General features: G+C 53.4%; 15 protein-coding genes, 1 tRNA gene and 2 rRNA genes. 13 read left to right on the forward strand and 5 right to left on the reverse strand.

The window, feature by feature from the left end; all coding sequences use genetic code 11:
- The first annotated feature begins 174 nt into the window (after positions 1-174).
- The 9 genes from proV (at position 175) to emrB (ending at position 10,180) form a co-directional block, all read left to right on the forward strand.
- Positions 175-1,377 carry a glycine betaine/L-proline ABC transporter ATP-binding protein ProV gene (proV, locus tag JG725_RS18495; protein WP_172291655.1) on the forward strand — a complete coding sequence of 401 codons (1,203 nt, stop codon included), beginning with the start codon at positions 175-177 and terminating at the stop codon, positions 1,375-1,377.
- Positions 1,370-2,608: a glycine betaine/L-proline ABC transporter permease ProW gene (proW, locus tag JG725_RS18500; RefSeq protein WP_172291654.1), complete on the forward strand. Its 1,239-nt coding sequence runs from the start codon at positions 1,370-1,372 to the stop codon at positions 2,606-2,608. The genes proV and proW overlap by 8 nt, the downstream gene beginning before the upstream one ends.
- A 97-nt stretch (positions 2,609-2,705) precedes the next feature.
- Entirely contained in the window at positions 2,706-3,710 is a 1,005-nt protein-coding gene (gene proX, locus JG725_RS18505) for a glycine betaine/L-proline ABC transporter substrate-binding protein ProX (protein ID WP_172291653.1), read from the forward strand.
- A 357-nt stretch (positions 3,711-4,067) separates the two neighbouring features.
- A complete protein-coding gene (locus JG725_RS18510) occupies positions 4,068-5,276 on the forward strand; it encodes an MFS transporter (protein WP_199379338.1) in 1,209 nt (402 codons plus the stop codon).
- Between the two features lie 99 nt (positions 5,277-5,375).
- The gene (locus tag JG725_RS18515; RefSeq protein WP_370541773.1) at positions 5,376-6,125 is read left to right on the forward strand and encodes an AzlC family ABC transporter permease; all 750 of its coding nucleotides are present in this window, start codon (positions 5,376-5,378) and stop codon (positions 6,123-6,125) included.
- Positions 6,122-6,451, forward strand: coding sequence for an L-valine transporter subunit YgaH (ygaH, locus tag JG725_RS18520; protein ID WP_172291651.1), 330 nt, complete (start codon positions 6,122-6,124; stop codon positions 6,449-6,451). Before JG725_RS18515 ends, ygaH begins: the two co-directional genes overlap by 4 nt.
- A 188-nt stretch (positions 6,452-6,639) precedes the next feature.
- A complete protein-coding gene (gene mprA, locus JG725_RS18525; protein ID WP_172291650.1) occupies positions 6,640-7,155 on the forward strand; it encodes a transcriptional repressor MprA in 516 nt (171 codons plus the stop codon).
- 296 nt (positions 7,156-7,451) lie between these two features.
- Entirely contained in the window at positions 7,452-8,627 is a 1,176-nt protein-coding gene (gene emrA / locus JG725_RS18530; protein ID WP_172291649.1) for a multidrug efflux MFS transporter periplasmic adaptor subunit EmrA, read from the forward strand.
- A gap of 17 nt (positions 8,628-8,644) precedes the next feature.
- Positions 8,645-10,180, forward strand: a complete 1,536-nt coding sequence (gene emrB, locus JG725_RS18535) for a multidrug efflux MFS transporter permease subunit EmrB (protein ID WP_172291648.1) — start codon at positions 8,645-8,647, stop codon at positions 10,178-10,180.
- 39 nt (positions 10,181-10,219) lie between these two features.
- Here the strand turns inward: emrB and JG725_RS18540 are convergent, their stop codons facing one another.
- A complete protein-coding gene (locus tag JG725_RS18540; RefSeq protein ID WP_199379340.1) occupies positions 10,220-10,663 on the reverse strand; it encodes a DUF3574 domain-containing protein in 444 nt (147 codons plus the stop codon).
- A gap of 94 nt (positions 10,664-10,757) precedes the next feature.
- Positions 10,758-11,918 carry a tRNA/rRNA methyltransferase gene (locus JG725_RS18545; RefSeq protein WP_199379342.1) on the reverse strand — a complete coding sequence of 387 codons (1,161 nt, stop codon included), beginning with the start codon at positions 11,916-11,918 and terminating at the stop codon, positions 10,758-10,760.
- Between the two features lie 271 nt (positions 11,919-12,189).
- On the opposite strand from JG725_RS18545, the gene trxC reads away from it, so the two are divergent.
- From trxC to pssA, 4 genes are all read left to right on the forward strand, one after another.
- Positions 12,190-12,609 (forward strand): thioredoxin TrxC, encoded by a 420-nt coding sequence (gene trxC, locus JG725_RS18550; protein WP_172291645.1) that lies wholly within the window; start codon positions 12,190-12,192, stop codon positions 12,607-12,609.
- 127 nt (positions 12,610-12,736) lie between these two features.
- Positions 12,737-13,435 carry a tRNA-uridine aminocarboxypropyltransferase gene (locus JG725_RS18555; RefSeq protein ID WP_199379344.1) on the forward strand — a complete coding sequence of 233 codons (699 nt, stop codon included), beginning with the start codon at positions 12,737-12,739 and terminating at the stop codon, positions 13,433-13,435.
- 50 nt (positions 13,436-13,485) lie between these two features.
- The gene (locus JG725_RS18560; RefSeq protein WP_199379346.1) at positions 13,486-16,134 is read left to right on the forward strand and encodes a bifunctional acetate--CoA ligase family protein/GNAT family N-acetyltransferase; all 2,649 of its coding nucleotides are present in this window, start codon (positions 13,486-13,488) and stop codon (positions 16,132-16,134) included.
- 165 nt (positions 16,135-16,299) lie between these two features.
- Entirely contained in the window at positions 16,300-17,655 is a 1,356-nt protein-coding gene (pssA, locus tag JG725_RS18565) for a CDP-diacylglycerol--serine O-phosphatidyltransferase (protein WP_172291642.1), read from the forward strand.
- A gap of 316 nt (positions 17,656-17,971) precedes the next feature.
- Here pssA and rrf (JG725_RS18570) read toward each other — a convergent pair.
- The 3 genes from rrf (JG725_RS18570) to rrf (JG725_RS18580) all read right to left on the reverse strand — a co-directional run bounded on the left by rrf (JG725_RS18570) (position 17,972) and on the right by rrf (JG725_RS18580) (position 18,473).
- Positions 17,972-18,087: ribosomal RNA gene (gene rrf / locus JG725_RS18570) — 5S ribosomal RNA — on the reverse strand.
- 38 nt (positions 18,088-18,125) lie between these two features.
- A tRNA-Thr gene (locus JG725_RS18575) sits at positions 18,126-18,201 on the reverse strand.
- Between the two features lie 156 nt (positions 18,202-18,357).
- A 5S ribosomal RNA gene (rrf, locus tag JG725_RS18580) occupies positions 18,358-18,473 on the reverse strand.
- Positions 18,474-18,643: the final 170 nt, after the last annotated feature.

Here is an 18,643-nt window from a genome sequence, read left to right on the forward strand (position 1 = left end):
AGTTATATGACAATAATAGTATTAAAAGCACACTAATCACCCTGTAGCGATTACAACCAATTCGGAGTGCGGGGGGTTGTCTCAGAATCTCATTATGGTAGGGTATGTGGCGTTTAATCATTACCAGGACAAACGTTATAGAATTATAAATGACCATAGGAAAACAACAATTTCATGGCAATTAAACTTGAAGTAAAGAATCTTTATAAGATATTTGGCGAGCATCCTAACCGGGCATTTAAACTGATTGATAAAGGTTTAACCAAAGATCAGATATTTGAAAAAACGGGTCTGACACTCGGTGTGAAAGATGCCAGTCTGGCCATTGAAGAAGGCGAGATATTTGTCATCATGGGATTATCCGGTTCCGGCAAATCAACCATGGTACGCCTTCTCAATCGTCTGATAGAACCCACTCGCGGTCAGGTTCTGATTGATGGCGAAGATATCGCTCAGATATCCGACGCAGCGCTGCGCGACGTGCGGCGTAAAAAAATCAGTATGGTATTTCAGTCTTTTGCGTTAATGCCGCATCTGAATATTCTCAACAATACGGCGTTTGGCATGGAGTTGGCCGGAATACCGAAAGCCGAACGCGAACAGAAAGCGCTGGATGCGCTACAACAGGTGGGATTGGAGAATTACGCCAATTCATACCCGGACGAACTCTCCGGCGGGATGCGTCAGCGTGTCGGGCTGGCGCGGGCGCTAGCCAATAACCCGGATATCCTGCTGATGGATGAAGCTTTCTCCGCGCTCGATCCGCTTATTCGTACGGAAATGCAGGATGAACTGATCAAGCTTCAGTCACGTAACCAACGCACCATCGTGTTTATTTCGCACGATCTGGATGAAGCCATGCGCATCGGCGATCGTATCGCCATTATGCATGGCGGTGAAGTGATTCAGGTCGGCACGCCGGACGAGATTCTGAATAACCCGGCCAACGACTACGTTCGCACCTTTTTCCGCGGCGTGGATATCAGCCATGTCTTCAGCGCCAAGGATATCGCTCGCCGTCGTCCGGTCACGCTTATCCGTAAAACACCGGGCGTCGGGCCGCGTTCCGCGTTGAAAATACTGCAAGACGAAGACCGCGATTACGGCTACGTGCTGGAGCGAGGACAAAAATTTATCGGCGTCGTCTCCATCGACTCACTGAAACAGGCCTTGAAGGAACAACAGCCGCTGGAACATGCGTTGTTATCCGATCCGGCTCCTGTGCCCGCAGATATGTCGCTCAATGAACTGATCTCGCAGGTCGCGCAAGCCCCCTGCGCTGTCCCTGTGATCGGTGAAAACAACGAGTACATTGGCATCATTTCAAAAGGAATGCTGCTACAGGCGCTGGATAAGGAAGGAGTGACCAATGAGTAAATCAACCGCAAATCCATGGGAAAACAGCACCGCGCCTGAGCAAGGCGCCGATCAAGCCGTCGGCCAGCATGACGTTGCCGCGCAAAGCGATCCCTGGGCGGCAACGACGCCAAACGCCCCTCAGGGGGAAAATACCGCCGTACCTGATGCCGGCACGCAGAGCGATCCCTGGTCCACCGGTAGCGCCGCTCAGGATGCGCCCGCCAACGGCGCGGATGCCTGGAATGCCGCGCCGCCGGCACAGGGAGCGCCCGACGCGGCGCAGTCGGGCAGCGACTGGCTCAACAGCGCCCCGCCTGCCGAGCCGGAACATTTCAACCTGCTCGATCCATTCAAGGATACCCTCATCCCATTGGATCACTGGGTAACCAACGGGATCGACTGGGTGGTGCTGCACTTCAGACCCGTATTTCAGGGGATCCGTGTGCCGGTCGATTTTATTCTGAGCGGCTTTCAGCAACTGCTGCTCGGCATGCCCGCCCCGATCGCGATCCTGGTGTTCTCACTGATCGCCTGGCAGATGTCCAGCTTCAGCATGGGGATCGCCACGTTGATTTCACTGGTGGCCATTGGCGCTATTGGCGCATGGTCGCAGGCGATGGTGACGCTGGCATTGGTGCTGACCGCCCTGTTCTTCTGCATGCTGATTGGGCTACCGATGGGGATCTGGCTGGCGCGCAGCGAACGGGCCGCCAAAATCATCCGACCGCTGCTGGACGCCATGCAGACAACGCCGGCCTTTGTCTATCTGGTGCCGATCGTCATGTTATTCGGTATCGGTAATGTGCCGGGCGTGGTGGTGACCATCATCTTTGCCCTGCCGCCGATTATTCGTCTGACAATCCTGGGTATCCGTCAGGTGCCGGCCGACTTGATTGAAGCGGCCGAATCCTTTGGCGCCAGCCCTCGTCAAATGCTGTTCAAAGTCCAGTTGCCGCTGGCGATGCCAACCATTATGGCCGGCGTGAACCAGACCTTGATGCTGGCGCTGTCGATGGTGGTTATTGCCTCCATGATCGCGGTTGGCGGTTTAGGCCAAATGGTGCTACGCGGCATTGGCCGACTGGATATGGGACTGGCGGCCGTCGGTGGCGTCGGTATCGTTATTCTGGCCATTATCCTCGATCGTCTGACTCAATCTTTGGGTCGTGACAGACGCAGCAAAGGCAGTAAAAGCTGGTATACCGTCGGCCCGATCGGCCTGGTGACCCGTCCTTTCATCAAGCAGTAATTTATTTGCCCCAACGGTCTGGCAGCCGTCAGACCGTTGGCGGTATCAGACTTACGCAATATACCTACTTCACTAAAACAGAAAAGAGGGAAGAATTATGCGCACAACCAGAATCTGGGCCGCCGCCCTAACCACCGCGCTGCTAAGCGCGCCGCTTTACGCCGCACAAAGCGACCTGCCCGGTAAAGGCGTCACCGTTATCCCGGTGCAAAGCACCATCTCCGAAGAAACCTTCCAGACGATGCTGGTCAATAAAGCGTTGGAGAAACTGGGCTACGACGTTCAGCCGATCCGAGAAGTGGATTATAACGTGGCCTATACCTCGATCGCCTCCGGCGATGCCACCTTCATTGCCGTCAGTTGGGATCCGCTGCATGCCGATCAATACAGAGCCGCCGGCGGCGATGCGAAATTCTACCGTCAGGGCGAGTATGTTTCCGGCGCCGCCCAGGGTTATCTGATCGATAAAAAAACCGCCGATCAATACAAAATCACCAACATTGCACAGTTAAAAGATCCGAACATCGCCAAACTGTTTGATACCAATGGCGATGGTAAAGCGGATTTGACCGGCTGCACGCCGGGCTGGGGATGCGAGGCGGCGATTAATCACCATCTGCCGGCTTACGGCCTCTCGGCCACCGTGGAACACAATCAGGGTAACTATGCCGCGATGATCGCCGACACCATTACCCGCTATAAAGAAGGCAAACCGATTCTTTACTACACCTGGACGCCTTACTGGGTCAGCGATGTGCTGGTTCCGGGACGTGACGTGGTGTGGCTACAGGTGCCGTTCTCATCCCTACCGGGCGCTCAACAGGGTATAAGCACCAAATTACCCAATGGCGCCGACTACGGTTTCCCGGTCAACAGCATGAAGATCGCCGCCAATAAACAATGGGCCGAGAAAAATCCGGCGGCGGCGAAGCTGTTTTCCATCATGAAACTGCCGCTGGCCGATGTTAATGCGCAGAATCTGCGTATGCATGAAGGCGAAGGTTCTCAACAGAATATTGAACGGCATGTTGACGGCTGGATCAAAGCCCACCAGCAGTTGTTTGACGGTTGGGTCAAAACGGCGGCCGAAGCAGCCAAGTAAGTTATTTGCCATACACCTCAAAGGCGGCTTTGCCGCCTCAGACCGTTGACAAACCTATCACCCTTTATCGAACGGTGATAATGGAATGGAAGAGTAAAGCGTCCGCGCCAGGGATGGCGCGGTTCGAGCTTACAGGGACGTACTTGCAGCGTCTTTACGATCCATCCATTATCGCCGCTCACCAGGCTTTGTCAGCAACCTCAGGCGGCTTTGCCGCCTTTATTTTTCGGTCATCAGCTTTCCGTTCCCTGACCACATCCCGTCGGTACGCCAGCCGAACGCAATCGAATATTTTCTGGCATCTCTTCACTACCTGTCCGATACTGCCGTTTTATTAGTATATAACCCACGTTGAATATGCCGTCTCCCAAAGAACAATCGGGTCTGAGCCTGTCCCTGACGCTCATAATGTCAGTGGCCACCGGCCTTGCCGTCGCCAGCAACTACTACGCTCAACCCTTGCTGGATACCATCGCCAAAGCATTTGAGCTCTCGGTCAATCAGGCCGGTTTTATCGTTACGGCGGCACAGTTAGGCTATGCCGTCGGTCTGCTGTTTCTGGTGCCGCTCGGCGATATGTTTGAACGGCGGAGGCTGATTGTCGGCATGACATTACTCGCTGCGGGCGGTATGGTGATTACCGCCTCTTCCTCCACGTTGTGGCCGATGATCGCCGGAACCACGCTGACAGGTCTATTCTCGGTCGTTGCACAGCTCCTGGTTCCGTTAGCGGCCACGCTGGCCACTCCGGAAACCCGAGGGAAAGTGGTCGGAACCATTATGAGCGGCCTGCTGCTGGGCATTCTGCTGGCCCGAACCGTCGCCGGCGCGTTGGCTTCACTCGGCGACTGGCGTACGGTCTATTGGGTCGCCAGTACGTTGATGGTCATCATGGCATTGATACTTTGGCGTGCCCTGCCGCGGATTCAACAGCAAAATACGCTTAATTATCCGCAGCTTTTATCCTCAATATTCAGCCTGTTCGCCGCCTCGCCGTTATTACGTACCCGCGCGCTGCTGGGCTGTTTCTCCTTTGCCAACTTCAGCATCCTGTGGACCTCCATCGCTTTTTTGCTGGCCGCTCCCCCTTACCATTATTCAGAAGGCGTTATCGGTCTGTTCGGGCTAGCCGGGGTCGCCGGCGCGCTGGCGGCTTCACGCGCGGGCCGTCTGGTCGATGAGGGTAAAGCCAGACAAACAACCAGCGTCGGCCTGATACTGTTGTTGCTGTCATGGCTGTTTGTGGCTTTTGGCATTCAGTCGGTGGCGCTGTTGTTAATCGGTATCATCGTACTGGATCTGGCCGTTCAGAGCGTACATGTAACCAACCAAAGCGTGATTTATCGCATGATGCCTGAGGCGCGTAACCGCCTGACGGCCGGTTATATGACCCTCCACTTTATCGGCGGCGCGCTCGGTTCGCTGATCTCGGCATCGGCCTATCAGCACTGGGGTTGGCTCGGCGTCTGTACGGCAGGCAGTATTACCAGCCTGTTAAACCTGCTGGTATGGTGGAAAGGACATCATTATGAACGTCAGCTAACGGCCGCCGCATCAGGCCATTAAAGCGTACTGCTGCGCGTATCGGCCGACGAAAACGGAGCGTGAAATTTCCATCACGCTTTGATAAGGTTTTGCAAATCAGCCATCAACCCTGTGAGCACTGTGAACGCATCCGACCAACTGGCGCAGCCGACGTCATCCTTACTCGCTAGCGCCTCCTTTGGCGAAGGCGTGTTTGACAGCCTGCCCATTGTTATCGGCTATCTGCCGGTCGCCTTTGCCTTTGGCATGAATGCGGTCAAATTAGGTTTCACACCGCTGGAGGGGATTTTTCTATCCTGCATTATTTATGCCGGCGCCAGTCAGTTCGTCATCACGGCGCTGCTCAGCGCAGGCATGTCGATATGGGTTGCGGCATTAACCGTGATGGCGATGGATGTGCGTCACGTCCTGTATGGCCCGGCCTTGCGCCACCGTATTCTACAGCGCATTCCCACCGGCAAAACCGCGCTATGGGCTTTTGGTCTGACCGATGAAGTCTTTGCGGCGGCGGCGGCGCGACTGGCGCGCAATAACCGATGCTGGTCGGAAAACTGGATGCTGGGCGTCGCAGCTTCATCCTGGCTGTCATGGTGCCTGGGAACGGCCGTTGGCGCGCTATCCGGCAACGGCCCGCTGGAGGATTATCCCGCGGTGGAAGCCGCCCTTTCTTTCATGCTGCCGGCCCTGTTTCTAAGTTTCCTGCTGGCTTCATTCAAGCGGAGACAAAGTCTGGTGGTCATTTGTGCATTAGGGGGCGCGTTATTCGGTCTGTTGATCTCATCCATTCCGGCGGCGATTCTGATCGGCATCGGCGGTGGTTGTCTGGCCGCGCTTTTCCAACCCGCCTCATCTACCCAGGTAAAATCATGAGTACACAGATTATCCTTATCGGACTGATCGTCGGTCTGGTGAATTACCTTTTCCGTTACTTGCCGCTGAAGCTGGGTTCTTCCCGGGCCTCCGGCTCTTTGCAGCGCGGCAAAACCGCGCTGCTGCTGGACAGCATCGGTATTGCCTCGATCTGTGCGCTACTGATCGTTTCCAGCGTACCGGACATCCTCAAACACCATGAGAAACTGCTGCCTACGCTGGTCGGATTCATCGTACTGACCGGTTGCTTCTATAAAACCCGCAGTATCGTATTTTCGACCTTGCTTGGTGCATTTTGCTACGGACTCGCAATCAAATTTTTCTGATTTCTCCGCGCGCCATCATTCTCTACCATCACGATATTCTCTTTCCCCCCACCGGGTATTGTTCCGATTTCCAACCGTTCGTTGTTTACTTTCTGTCACAGAATAGGCGAGCTTATCTAACATAAGGTCATTTACCCAAGTAGTAACTTTAGTTACTATGCAGACCGTGATTACTGAGGTTAATACAAATGGATAGTTCGTTTGCACCAATAGAAAAAATGTTAAACCTGCGCGCTTCACGCAAGCCGGATTTTCCACGCCAGGAGGTTCTGCTGTTGCGTTTATGTATGCATATGCAGAGCAAGATACTGGAACACAGAAATAAAATCCTTAAAGACCAAGGTATTAATGAAACCTTGTTCATGGCGTTAATTACTCTGGAATCACAGGAATCTTACAGTATTCAACCTTCAGAACTCAGTGCCGCGCTGGGATCATCACGAACCAATGCCACCCGCATTGCCGATGATCTGGAAAAAAGAGGTTGGATAGAAAGGCGAGAAAGCCATAGCGATAGACGTTGCCTTCACCTGCATATGACAGAAGAAGGTAAGGCTTTCCTTGACCAGCTCATTCCCCCGCAGCATAAAAGCCTGCATTTTCTCTGGTCCACCCTCAATATCGATGAGCAAAAACAGCTTGAAACATTAATGCGAAAACTGCTGACCCGATTGGATGAAATGGACGAGCTCGAAAACTCATAACCGATTAATTTAAAAAATAATAATATCACCACCCTCGTTGTAGCCGACATTCCCCTTTGTTCATTTCATTGGGGCGTCCATGTTTACCACGGACAATGCCGTTTACTTTTCAGTAGCCGGTCATGCCGTCGCTTAACGATGCGTCGCGGTTGAATATCACTACCGGTCGGTCACCTGAGAACTACCGATGTGTCACCTGCGGAGCGATTCGACATCGCCATCCATGACGGCGTTGTTGTCAGGAACAAAAATATCTTGATGCCAGGTAAGAAAAGAATAAGAAGAGAGAGAACACAATGAGTGAAAACGTAGAAAATCAGGCCCCACTGCCAGTACGGAAAAACAAGAAAAGACAGCGCAAACGGATACTGATGCTACTGACCTTTATCTTTATCGTCCTCGGCTGCATCTGGTTTATTTACTGGTTCCTGATCCTCAGACATCACCAGCACACGGATGATGCGTATGTCGCCGGTAATCAAATTCAGGTTATGGCGCAGGTGACAGGCAGCGTCACGCGCGTGAATGTTGACAATACTGATTTTGTTACACAAGGCGACGTGCTGGTCGAACTGGATCCGACCGATGCGCAACAAGCCTTTGAACGCGCCAAGACCGCACTCGCCAGCAGCGTGCGCCAAACGCATCAGCTCATTATTAACAGCAAACAGTATCAGGCCAATATTGAATTACGTCAGACCGAGCTGAATAAAGCCCTGAGCGACTTAAACCGTCGTGAAACACTGGGCAACGCGAATGCCATCGGTCGTGAAGAAGTCCAGCACGCACGGGATGCCGTAGCGGGCGCCAGAGCGTCTCTGGAGGTCGCCAAACAACAGTATCAGGCCAATCAGGCCATGATCCTGAACACGCCGTTAGAGCAGCAACCCGCGGTACAACAGGCGGCGGCGGAAATGCGTGACGCCTGGCTGGCGTTGCAACGGACAAAAATCGTCAGCCCGGTAAATGGCTATATTTCACGCCGCAGCGTTCAGGTCGGCGCCAGAATTTCCGCCACCTCGGCGCTAATGGCCGTTGTGCCCGCCGATCATCTGTGGGTTGACGCCAACTTTAAAGAAACCCAGTTGGCCAATATGCGCATTGGTCAACCAGCAACCGTCATTTCCGATATCTATGGTGATGATGTGGTTTATCAAGGCAAAGTCGTCGGTCTGGATATGGGCACCGGCAGCGCGTTTTCACTGCTCCCGGCCCAGAATGCCACCGGTAACTGGATAAAGGTCGTGCAACGTTTGCCTGTGCGTATTGAGCTGGATCCACAGCAGATTGCCGAACATCCCTTGCGTATCGGCCTGTCCGCCTTGGTTAACGTAGATACCGCGAATACCGAGGGTAAAGCGCTGGCCGAAACCTCGCGCAGCACGCCGGCTTATCAAAGCGACGCGCTGGCGTTGGATCTCGCCCCGGTCAACCAGATGATTGGCGACATCATTCAGGCTAATGCCGGTTAATCTGTCAGGAGAGCAGCGTGCAGAGAACACCGCTTAAGGGCGCCAGCCTGGCCTGGATGACTGTTGCTTTATCATTGGCGACATTTATGCAGGTTCTGGACTCCACAATCGCCAACGTGGCCATCCCGACGATTGCCGGTAACCTGGGGGCGTCCAATTCGCAGGGAACCTGGGTAATCACCTCTTTCGGGGTTGCCAACGCCATCTCTATTCCCATCACCGGCTGGCTGGCCAAACGCTTCGGGGAAGTCCGTCTTTTCCTGTTGTCTACCATTTTATTTGCCTTCACCTCCTGGCTGTGCGGCGTTTCCACCAGTCTGGAGATGTTGATTTTCGCCCGCGTGCTACAGGGGATTGTCGCCGGACCGCTGATCCCGCTGTCGCAAAGCCTGTTGCTCAATAATTACCCGCCCGCCAAGCGCAGCATCGCGCTGGCGCTGTGGTCCATGACCGTGGTGGTCGCCCCGATTTGCGGGCCGATTCTGGGGGGCTGGATTAGCGATAATTACCACTGGGGCTGGATATTCTTTATCAACGTTCCGCTGGGTGTGGCGGTCGTGATCATTACCCTGCAAACCTTGCGCGGGCGGGAAACTAAAACCGAAATCAAGCCCATTGACACCATCGGTCTGGCATTGTTGATTGTCGGTATCGGCAGTCTCCAGATGATGCTGGATCGGGGGAAAGAACTGGACTGGTTTAACTCCCGTGAGATTATTGTCCTCACGGTGGTTGCCGTCATATCACTGGCGTTTTTGATCGTCTGGGAGTTGACCGACGACCACCCGGTGGTGGATTTGTCCCTGTTTAAATCCCGCAACTTCACCATTGGCTGTTTGTGCCTCAGCCTGGCCTATATGTTTTATTTCGGCGCGATCGTTCTGTTGCCGCAGCTATTACAGACGGTCTTTGGCTACACCGCAACCTGGGCGGGACTGGCTTCCGCGCCCGTCGGCTTGATGCCCGTGCTGTTGTCGCCGATTATCGGTCGCTTCGCCCCGCGTCTGGATATGCGTCAACTGGTCACATTCAGCTTCATTATGTATGCCGTCTGTTTTTACTGGCGCGCTTACACTTTTGAACCGGGAATGGACTTTGGCGCCTCCGCGTGGCCGCAGTTTGTACAGGGAATTGCCGTAGCCTGTTTCTTTATGCCGCTGACCACCATTACGTTATCCGGTCTCCCGCCGGAACGCATGGCGGCGGCGTCCAGTTTGTCCAATTTTACCCGGACGCTGGCGGGCTCTATCGGCACCTCCATCACCACCACATTATGGGCGCAGCGTGAATCACTACACCATGAGCACCTCGCGGAATCGGTGACGCCTTATAATCCGCTAGCTCAGGAAACCTATCAGCAGCTACAGGCGCTGGGAATGAGCCAGTCGCAGGCCTCGGCGTATATCGCTAAAGAAATTACCGCACAGGGATTGATTATTTCCGCCAACGAAATCTTCTGGGCCGCGGCGGGAATATTTCTTGTGCTGATGGTGCTGGTGTGGTTTGCGCGTCCGCCGTTCACCTCAGGTGGTAAAGGCGGCGGCGCGCACTAGTTTTTTCCGTCCCTCCCGCTACGGGGGGGACGGGAAACATCAAAATGCGACGCAAACCGGCGCATCAACCCGCATTACGGACTCCTGCGCAAAACGCGCCTTGTAGCGCGTGCGCAGCGTTTCTATGTCGTTTTCGTGGTCGGGTCCATGGATAAGCAGTAACGCTTTACTGTTTTCCCGGACAATCTTCCCATCCTGCCCTAACCACTGTCCGTTGGCGTCGAACACGGTCAAGCCGGCTTTAAAGCGCGGCGTGACGTCGTTATCCACAAAGGCTTTCCATTCCGCATCGGAAACCGGCGGGCCGGAAGGACGATTGAGGCCGAAATACAGCGTGGTTTGCACCTGCCTATCTCCGATATGGCAGGCCTGGGACGACGAGCGAGCGGTATCGGGAACATGCGGCGTCTGAGTACAGCCGCTGATAAAAAACGCCCCGAGGAGCAACGATGTCGCTGTGTGAATTGATTTTTTCCGTGTCATCAAAGAACATCCCATATTCATCATCGCAAATTTACGGCTAAAGGCGCGGCATCGACTTTCTCCCGCAACCCTAGCGTAAGCGACTTTTCTTTTATCAGGCGTGATTCTGTCGCCACCATTCGGACAGCAAAATCCCCGTCGCCACTGAAATGTTCAGGCTTTCAACCTTACCGGTTCCTTCAATCGAGATCTTGACGTCGCCCTGTTGCCAGGCGCTATCCGACAGACCGCCGCCTTCCTGCCCGAGAACAATCACGGTTTTGGCCGGGAATGAGGTTTTTGATAACGCCGTCCCTTTATGGCTGGAGGTGGTCACGATGGTGTACCCGGCCTTGCGGAACTCGGCCAGCACAGAGAGGAAATCATCGGCATTGATGGCTTTCACATGCTCGGCGCCGCCTTCAGCGGTACGCACCGCCGCCCCGGACTCCAACAACGCCGCGTCCTGAACCAGCACGCCGTTCACGCCAAAGTGCGCACAGCTTCGCATAATGCCGCCGAGGTTATGCGGATTACCCACATCTTCCAATGCCAGTACGCAATCACTTTCGCCGGCCGTTTGCAGGTATTCACTCACATCCAGCCCCTGACGCTTTTTAATCAGGAAGCAAACGCCGCCGTGGTGCTCAGTGCCGGACGCTTTGATCAGTTCATCATCTTCAACAACATGATAAGCCTTGCGGTTAGCCGCCATCCAGCGCAACGCTTCACGAAAACGCGGCGTAACCTCCTGCAAAAACCAGGCGCGAACAATCGCGTCCGGACGACTTTTAAACAACGCATGACAGGCATTTTCACCATAAACGCGCGTTTCTTCCTGACGCTGACGACGGATCTGCGCGGGATCTATCTGGCTTTTACCGCTGATACCGCCATGATCGGGTTCAGCCTCTTCACTCGGAGGGCGAGACACGGTCTTCCACGGTGAATCCGCATAGCCGCCCTCTTCGCTGCGAGGACGACGCGGGCGCTCAGCGCCGCGATCGTTGCGCTCTTTGCCCCACGGACTTTTTTCACGGGCATCGCCTTCACGGGAAGGGTTCTCGCGGGCATGACGCGGGTTCTTATCGCGCGGATTCTGAGGTTTGCCGCGGCTATCCCGCGAACTGCCGCCTTCACGCTGACCGCGTCCGCTTTCACTGCGACGATCTTTATCTGCCGGACGTTTGTTTTTATTCTCTTTATCGCCCTCGTCATCGCTACGGACGTACATCACGCGGACTTTGCCGCTTTTACTATTAAATGAATCGCTCATCGTTCTCTCCACCTACGCGCTGGGCGCGAAGATTACCTTATGTACACCCGCTTAGCTACCTGCTTGTCATAAAAGCCAAAAACTATCGTAGCTATTGAGTAAACCACGTTGTTGACTACTGACCTGCCCGCCATACTTAATCAACCAATAAGTAACATATTGCTTAAGTAATACTCTATTTATTTAACATGCTGTCGACATCTAATTGCCTACCCGCAACGGTTTTCATCAACAGCACATTATTTAGCCCTTTTTTATCTGAGGCCTCGTTATGAATACGGTATGTGCATCTTGCCACACAACAAACCGTCTGCCCGAAGAACATATTAATGACCACGCAAAATGCGGCCGCTGTGGAGAATCTCTGTTCACGGGCGAGGTTATCAATGCCACCGAAGCGACACTGGATAAACTGCTACTGGATGATCTGCCCGTCGTCGTCGACTTCTGGGCGCCATGGTGTGGTCCCTGCGTCAACTTTGCGCCAGTGTTTGAAAGTGTCGCACAGGAACGCAGCGAAAAAATACGCTTTATTAAAGTTAATACAGAATCGGAACCTGCGCTCAACGCGCGTTTCCGCATCCGCACGATTCCAACACTGATGCTGTTTAAACAAGGACAACTGGTCGACATGCTCAACGGCGCGCTGCCTAAAGCCCCCTTTGAAAGCTGGTTGGACGAGTCACTGTAAACGCGCCTTTTGGTCAGGCGGCATCTCGATTAGAATAACGCCTTTCGGAGCCTGTTTCTGCGGATATTCCCTAAAGCCGCAGGTCGTAAACAGGCTCCTGGCAGAATGCTGAGATGCTCAATATTTCATGATCAACAATGCCGTTCTTCGTCTGCGCCAGCAGCGTCTTGAGCAATCAACCAAACCGTTCCGCGCCCGCGGCTGCCGTGTGGTACGGTGTCAGCGTTGCCTGCTGCCGGCTACAGCCTGTCTGTGCCATACCATCCGGCCGCAGGATTCCCACAGTCGTTTCTGTCTGGTGATGTTCGATACCGAACCGCTGAAACCGAGCAACACCGGGCGATTGATCGCCGATATCCTGCCGGATACGCAGGCATTTCTCTGGTCCCGCACATCGCCCGATCCGCAGTTGCTCACCGCCTTAAAAAATTCGGACTATCAACCTTATCTGGTTTTTTTAGCCGACGACGCCGAACCAGGGCGTCAGGTGTTCCGCCAATTGCCCGCCTCGGGGAAACCGCCTTTGTTTGTCTTGCTTGACGGCACCTGGCCGGAAGCGCGGAAAATGTTCCGCAAAAGCCCCTATCTGGATGGATTACCCATTCTGTCACTGAATGTCGATGCGCTTTCCCGCTATCAACTACGGGAAGCCAGCCACGCCGGACAACATTGCACCGCTGAAATTGCGATAGCCCTGCTTGCACAAGCCGGAGACGATACCGCCGCCGCGTCGCTCTCCGTTCATTTCGATCGCTTCCGCGAACGCTATCTGGCCGGGAAGCCACATCATACCTTACGGGAAATTCTACCCATCATCACAGCATAAACCGCCGAAAACGTTTAGTATCAAATCGTCTTCTTCTAAAAAGGTGACTTATGAGCCAGCGCGGATTGGAAGCACTATTACGTCCCAAGTCGATAGCGGTTCTGGGCGCGTCAGAAAAACCGGGACGGGCGGGTTTTCTGATGATGCGGAATTTGCTGGATGGGAACTTCAACGGGCCGGTGCTCCCCATCACCCCGAAATATCGCGCCGTCTGCGGCGTGCTGGCCTATCCGAATGTCGCCAGCCTGCCCATGACACCCGATCTTGCGGTTATCTGTACCAACGCCGAGCGCAATCTGGCGTTGCTGGAAGATCTCGGGCTGCGCGGTTGTAAAACCGTCATTATCTTATCGGCCCAGCCCGCTCAATTCAGTGAATTAAAAGCCTGTGCGGTGCGTTATCACATGCGTTTATTAGGCCCTAACAGTCTTGGGCTGCTCGCCCCCTGGCAGGGACTTAACGCCAGCTTTTCGCCCGTTCCCATTATGAAAGGCAAACTGGCGTTTATTTCTCAATCCGCGGCCGTATCCAACACGATTCTGGACTGGGCGCAGCAGCGGGGTATTGGCTTCTCCTATTTTATTGCATTGGGCGACAGCCTGGATATTGATATTGACGACCTGCTGGATTTCCTGGCTCGCGATGGCAAAACCAGCGCGATCCTGTTACACCTCGAGCATATCAGCGATGCCCGTCGTTTCCTTTCGGCGGCCCGGAGCGCCTCAAGAAACAAACCGATTCTGGTGATAAAAAGCGGACGCAGCCAGCAGGCGCAACAATTGTTCAACAGCCGGCATCAGGGATTAGACGCCGCCTACGACGCCGCAATCCAACGCGCGGGCCTCTTGCGGGTACGTGACACGCATGAACTGTTTTCGGCAGTGGAAACCCTTAGCCATCTGCGTCCGTTGCGTGGCGAGCGTTTGCTGCTCGTCAGCAACGGCGCTGCGCCGGCGGCACAGGCTCTCGATCGGTTGCTGAGCAGACAGGGAAAACTGGCGATCCTCAGTGAAACCACGCAGCAAATGCTGCGGGAAAAATTACCGCGACACATCGCTATTGGTAACCCGCTTAATCTGCGTGAAGACGCAACAACCGCATCCTATCTGGCCGCGGTTACTGTTTTACTGGATAGCGATGACATTGATGCGCTGCTTATCATTTATGCTCCCAGCGCCGCCGCACCCGGCACCGAAAGCGCCGAACAACTGATTACGCTTTTCCGGCAACACCCGCGCGGCAAACGTATTACGCTGCTGACAAACTGGTGCGGCGAGTTTTCGTCACAGGAAGCGCGCCGCTTATTCAACGAGGCGGGCATCCCCACCTACCGCACGCCGGAAGGCGCGGTGACGGCATTTATGCACATCGTTGAATATCGCCGTAACCAGAAGCAACTGATGGAAACCCCCGCGCTGCCGCAGGATTTAACCGTCAATGCCAGCCAGGCCCATACGCTGATTCACCAGGCACTGGCCGATGGCGTCACTCAGTTGGATACTCATGAAGTCCAGCCTATCCTACAGGCTTACGGTTTAAACACCCTACCAACCTGGATCGCCAATGGCAGCACTGAAGCGGTATACATCGCCGAGCAGATAGGCTATCCGGTCGCCATTAAGCTACGCTCGCCGGATATTCCCCATAAGTCGGAAGTTCAGGGCGTCATGCTTTACTTACGAACGGCCAGAGAAGTTCAGCAGGCCGCCGATGCGATTCTCGATCGGGTAAAACAGACCTATCCCCAAGCGCGCATTCACGGTCTGTTGGTACAAAGCATGGCGAACCGGGCCGGAGCTCAGGAGCTACGGATCGCTGTCGAACAGGATCCGGTATTTGGGCCGTTAATCATGCTGGGGGAAGGCGGCGTTGAATGGCGGGAGAAACAGGCCGCCGTGGCGCTGCCGCCGCTGAATATGACGCTGGCCCGCTATCTGGTGTTGCAGGCGGTAAAAGGGGGGAAAATTCGTAGCCGCAGCGCGCTGCGTCCTTTGGATATTCCGGCGCTCAGCCGTTTACTGGTACAGGTTTCAAACCTGATTCTCGATTGCCCGGAAATATCCCGGCTGGATATCCATCCTCTGTTGGCCTCCGGGGATGAATTTACCTTACTGGACGTCACTCTCCATCTGACGCCGTTTAGCGGAGATCCACAGTCAAGGTTGGCTATCCGCCCTTACCCGCAGGAGCTGGAAGAAACCGTCACGCTTAAAAACAACGCTATCTGCCTATTCCGCCCTATCCTGCCCGAAGATGAACCTTTGCTGAGTAAATTTATCGCCAAAGTCACCAAGGAAGACCTGTATTACCGTTATTTCAGCGAAATTAATGAATTTAATCACGAAGACTTAGCCAATATGACCCAGATTGACTACGATCGGGAAATGGCGTTTGTTGCCGTACGCCAGTCGGAAGAAGGCGCGGAGATTATTGGCGTTACGCGAGCCATCTCCGATCCCGATAATACCAGCGCTGAATTCGCCGTTTTGGTTCGTTCCGATTTAAAGGGATTAGGTCTGGGCCGGCGCCTGTTGGAAAAGCTCATCCAGTATGCCAGATTACATGGGCTGGGGAGGCTGAATGGCATCACCATGCCGCATAATCAGGGAATGATTACGCTGGCGAAGAAACTTGGCTTTAGTGTCGACGTCCAATTGGAAGAAGGGATCGTCACGCTGGAACTACCGCTGGAAAATTAATCACCATACGTGATATAGCTCCCGCATCAAGAGACGATCTGGCTGTCAATGGCAAAACTTGCTCACAACCGCAGGCAACTAATGGTATTATCGCCGATTCAGCAATTCCTTAACTTTTGATGATGGCCTGCGGGTCATAACTGATGAGAGAAGAAACGCACTGTGATGTTGTCAAAATTTAAACGCAATAAATACCAACAACACCTTGCACAATTACCCAAAATCCCTCAGACAGCTGATGACGTTCAGACACTTCATTCGCCTGAACGCTTCCGCACCGCGCTGGTCAATGCCATTCTGAATGCCAGAAAACGTATTTACCTTGTGGCATTGTATCTGGAGCATGACGATGGCGGAATGGGTATATTGTCTGCGTTATATGAGGCTAAACGGCAGCATCCCGAACTTGATACCCGTATCCTGGTAGACTGGCATCGCGCTCAACGCGGGCGGATAGGCGCAGCGGCAGAAAATACCAATGCCGACTGGTATTGCGATATGGCGCGGAAATATCCTGATACGCGCTTCCCTATCTACGGTATCCCCGTAAACACCCGTGAGGCGCTGGGCGTTCTGCATCTAAAAGGCTTTATCATTGACGACACCGTGATCTACAGCGGAGCAAGCCTGAACGATGTCTACCTGCATCAACACGATAAATACCGCTATGATCGCTATCAGATAATTCATAACCCAATACTGGCTGATACTATGGCCGAGTATATTCAAAATATACTGTCGGCCCCGGCGATCAACCGGTTAGATCGTACCGATCGGCCTAAAAGCCTGGAAATCAAAAACGAAACCCGGCAATTCCGCCAGGCATTGCGTACGGCAACCTATCACACGCCTGACTGCGGCGACGTTAACGATCAACTGACCGTTACGCCATTGGTCGGGTTAGGCAAACAGAGTCCACTGAATAAAACCATCCATCATCTGATGTATTGCACAGATGAGCACCTGGTGATGTGTACACCTTATTTTAACCTGCCCGCTCTGCTGGTTCGCAATATCATCCGGTTATTACGGGAAGGAAAGAAAGTAGAAATCATCATCGGTGATAAAACCGCGAATGATTTTTATATTCCGGAAGATCAGCCATTCAAGATCATCGGCGCCCTGCCTTATCTCTATGAAATCAACCTGCGTCGGTTCCTGAGCCGATTACAGCGCTATATTGATAATCAGCAGCTCGTCGTTCGCTTGTGGAAAGATGGCGACAACAGTTTCCACCTGAAAGGTATGTGGATTGATAATAAATGGCAGCTACTGACGGGAAACAACCTTAATCCTCGCGCCTGGCGTCTGGATCTGGAAAACGCCATATTAATTCACGATCCCAAACAGGTTCTGTTAGCACAGCGATTGGAAGAGTTGGACAATATCAAAGTCCATACCCAGGTCGTCACAAGTTATATGGAACTGGAAAGCATTGCGCAATATCCGGTAAAAGTCCGCAAGCTCATTCGACGTTTGCGCCGCATTCGTATCGACAGACTGATCAGCCGTATTCTTTAATCCCGCCCTTATAAACTTGAACAGCGCCGAATCATCTCGAGGCTGTTCCAGTTTATATTCCGAAAAATTGCTATGCGGCACAGTATATTACCGCTGTTCCAGGCGAATTTTATAAAGACAAGATAAACAAAAGGCCAACCTGTAAAGGCTGGCCTTATAAACTTGAACAGCGCCGAATCATCTCGAGGCTGTTCCAGTTTATATTCCGAAAAATTGCTATGCGGCACAGTATATTACCGCTGTTCCAGGCGAATTTTATAAAGACAAGATAAACAAAAGGCCAACCTGTAAAGGCTGGCCTTATGTCTTAATTGAAACCTGGCAGTTCCCTACTCTCACATGGGGAGACCCCACACTACCATCGGCGCTACGGCGTTTCACTGCTGAGTTCGGCATGGGGTCAGGTGGGACCACCGCGCTATCGCCGCCAGGTAAATTCTTTTTAAACTGAAAACGTTAACCTAAATTACTGGTGCTGATACCCAGAGTCGAACTGGGGACCTCACCCTTACCAAGGGTGCGCTCTACCAACTGAGCCATATCAGCGCACCTGAATATTTGATGCCTGGCAGTTTATGAACCATTTCATGGTTCACCCTTCGGGCCGTTGCTCCGCAACGTTTAAAAGCCTGCGGCTTTTTTCCTACTCTCTATCGAGTAGAGAACCGCCCCTAGGATTTCACTGCAACTTCTTAATTTGATGCCTGGCAGTTCCCTACTCTCACATGGGGAGACCCCACACTACCATCGGCGCTACGGCGTTTCACTGCTGAGTTCGGCATGGGGTCAGGTGGGACCACCGCGCTATCGCCGCCAGGCAAATCTGTTTTATTCCAACCGTTACAGCTTTCTCTGTAACCATCAGAACCAATCTCAAAACAAGCTGAATATCATTTATCTTCTGCGTCTCTCACCAAAACACCTTCGGTGTTGTAAGGTTAAGCCTCTCGGGTCATTAGTACTGGTCAGCTCAACGTATCGCTACGCT

Origin of the sequence: Brenneria sp. L3-3C-1, from assembly GCF_016456245.1 — a bacterium.
In the GTDB taxonomy this organism is placed as follows: Bacteria; Pseudomonadota; Gammaproteobacteria; order Enterobacterales; family Enterobacteriaceae; genus Brenneria.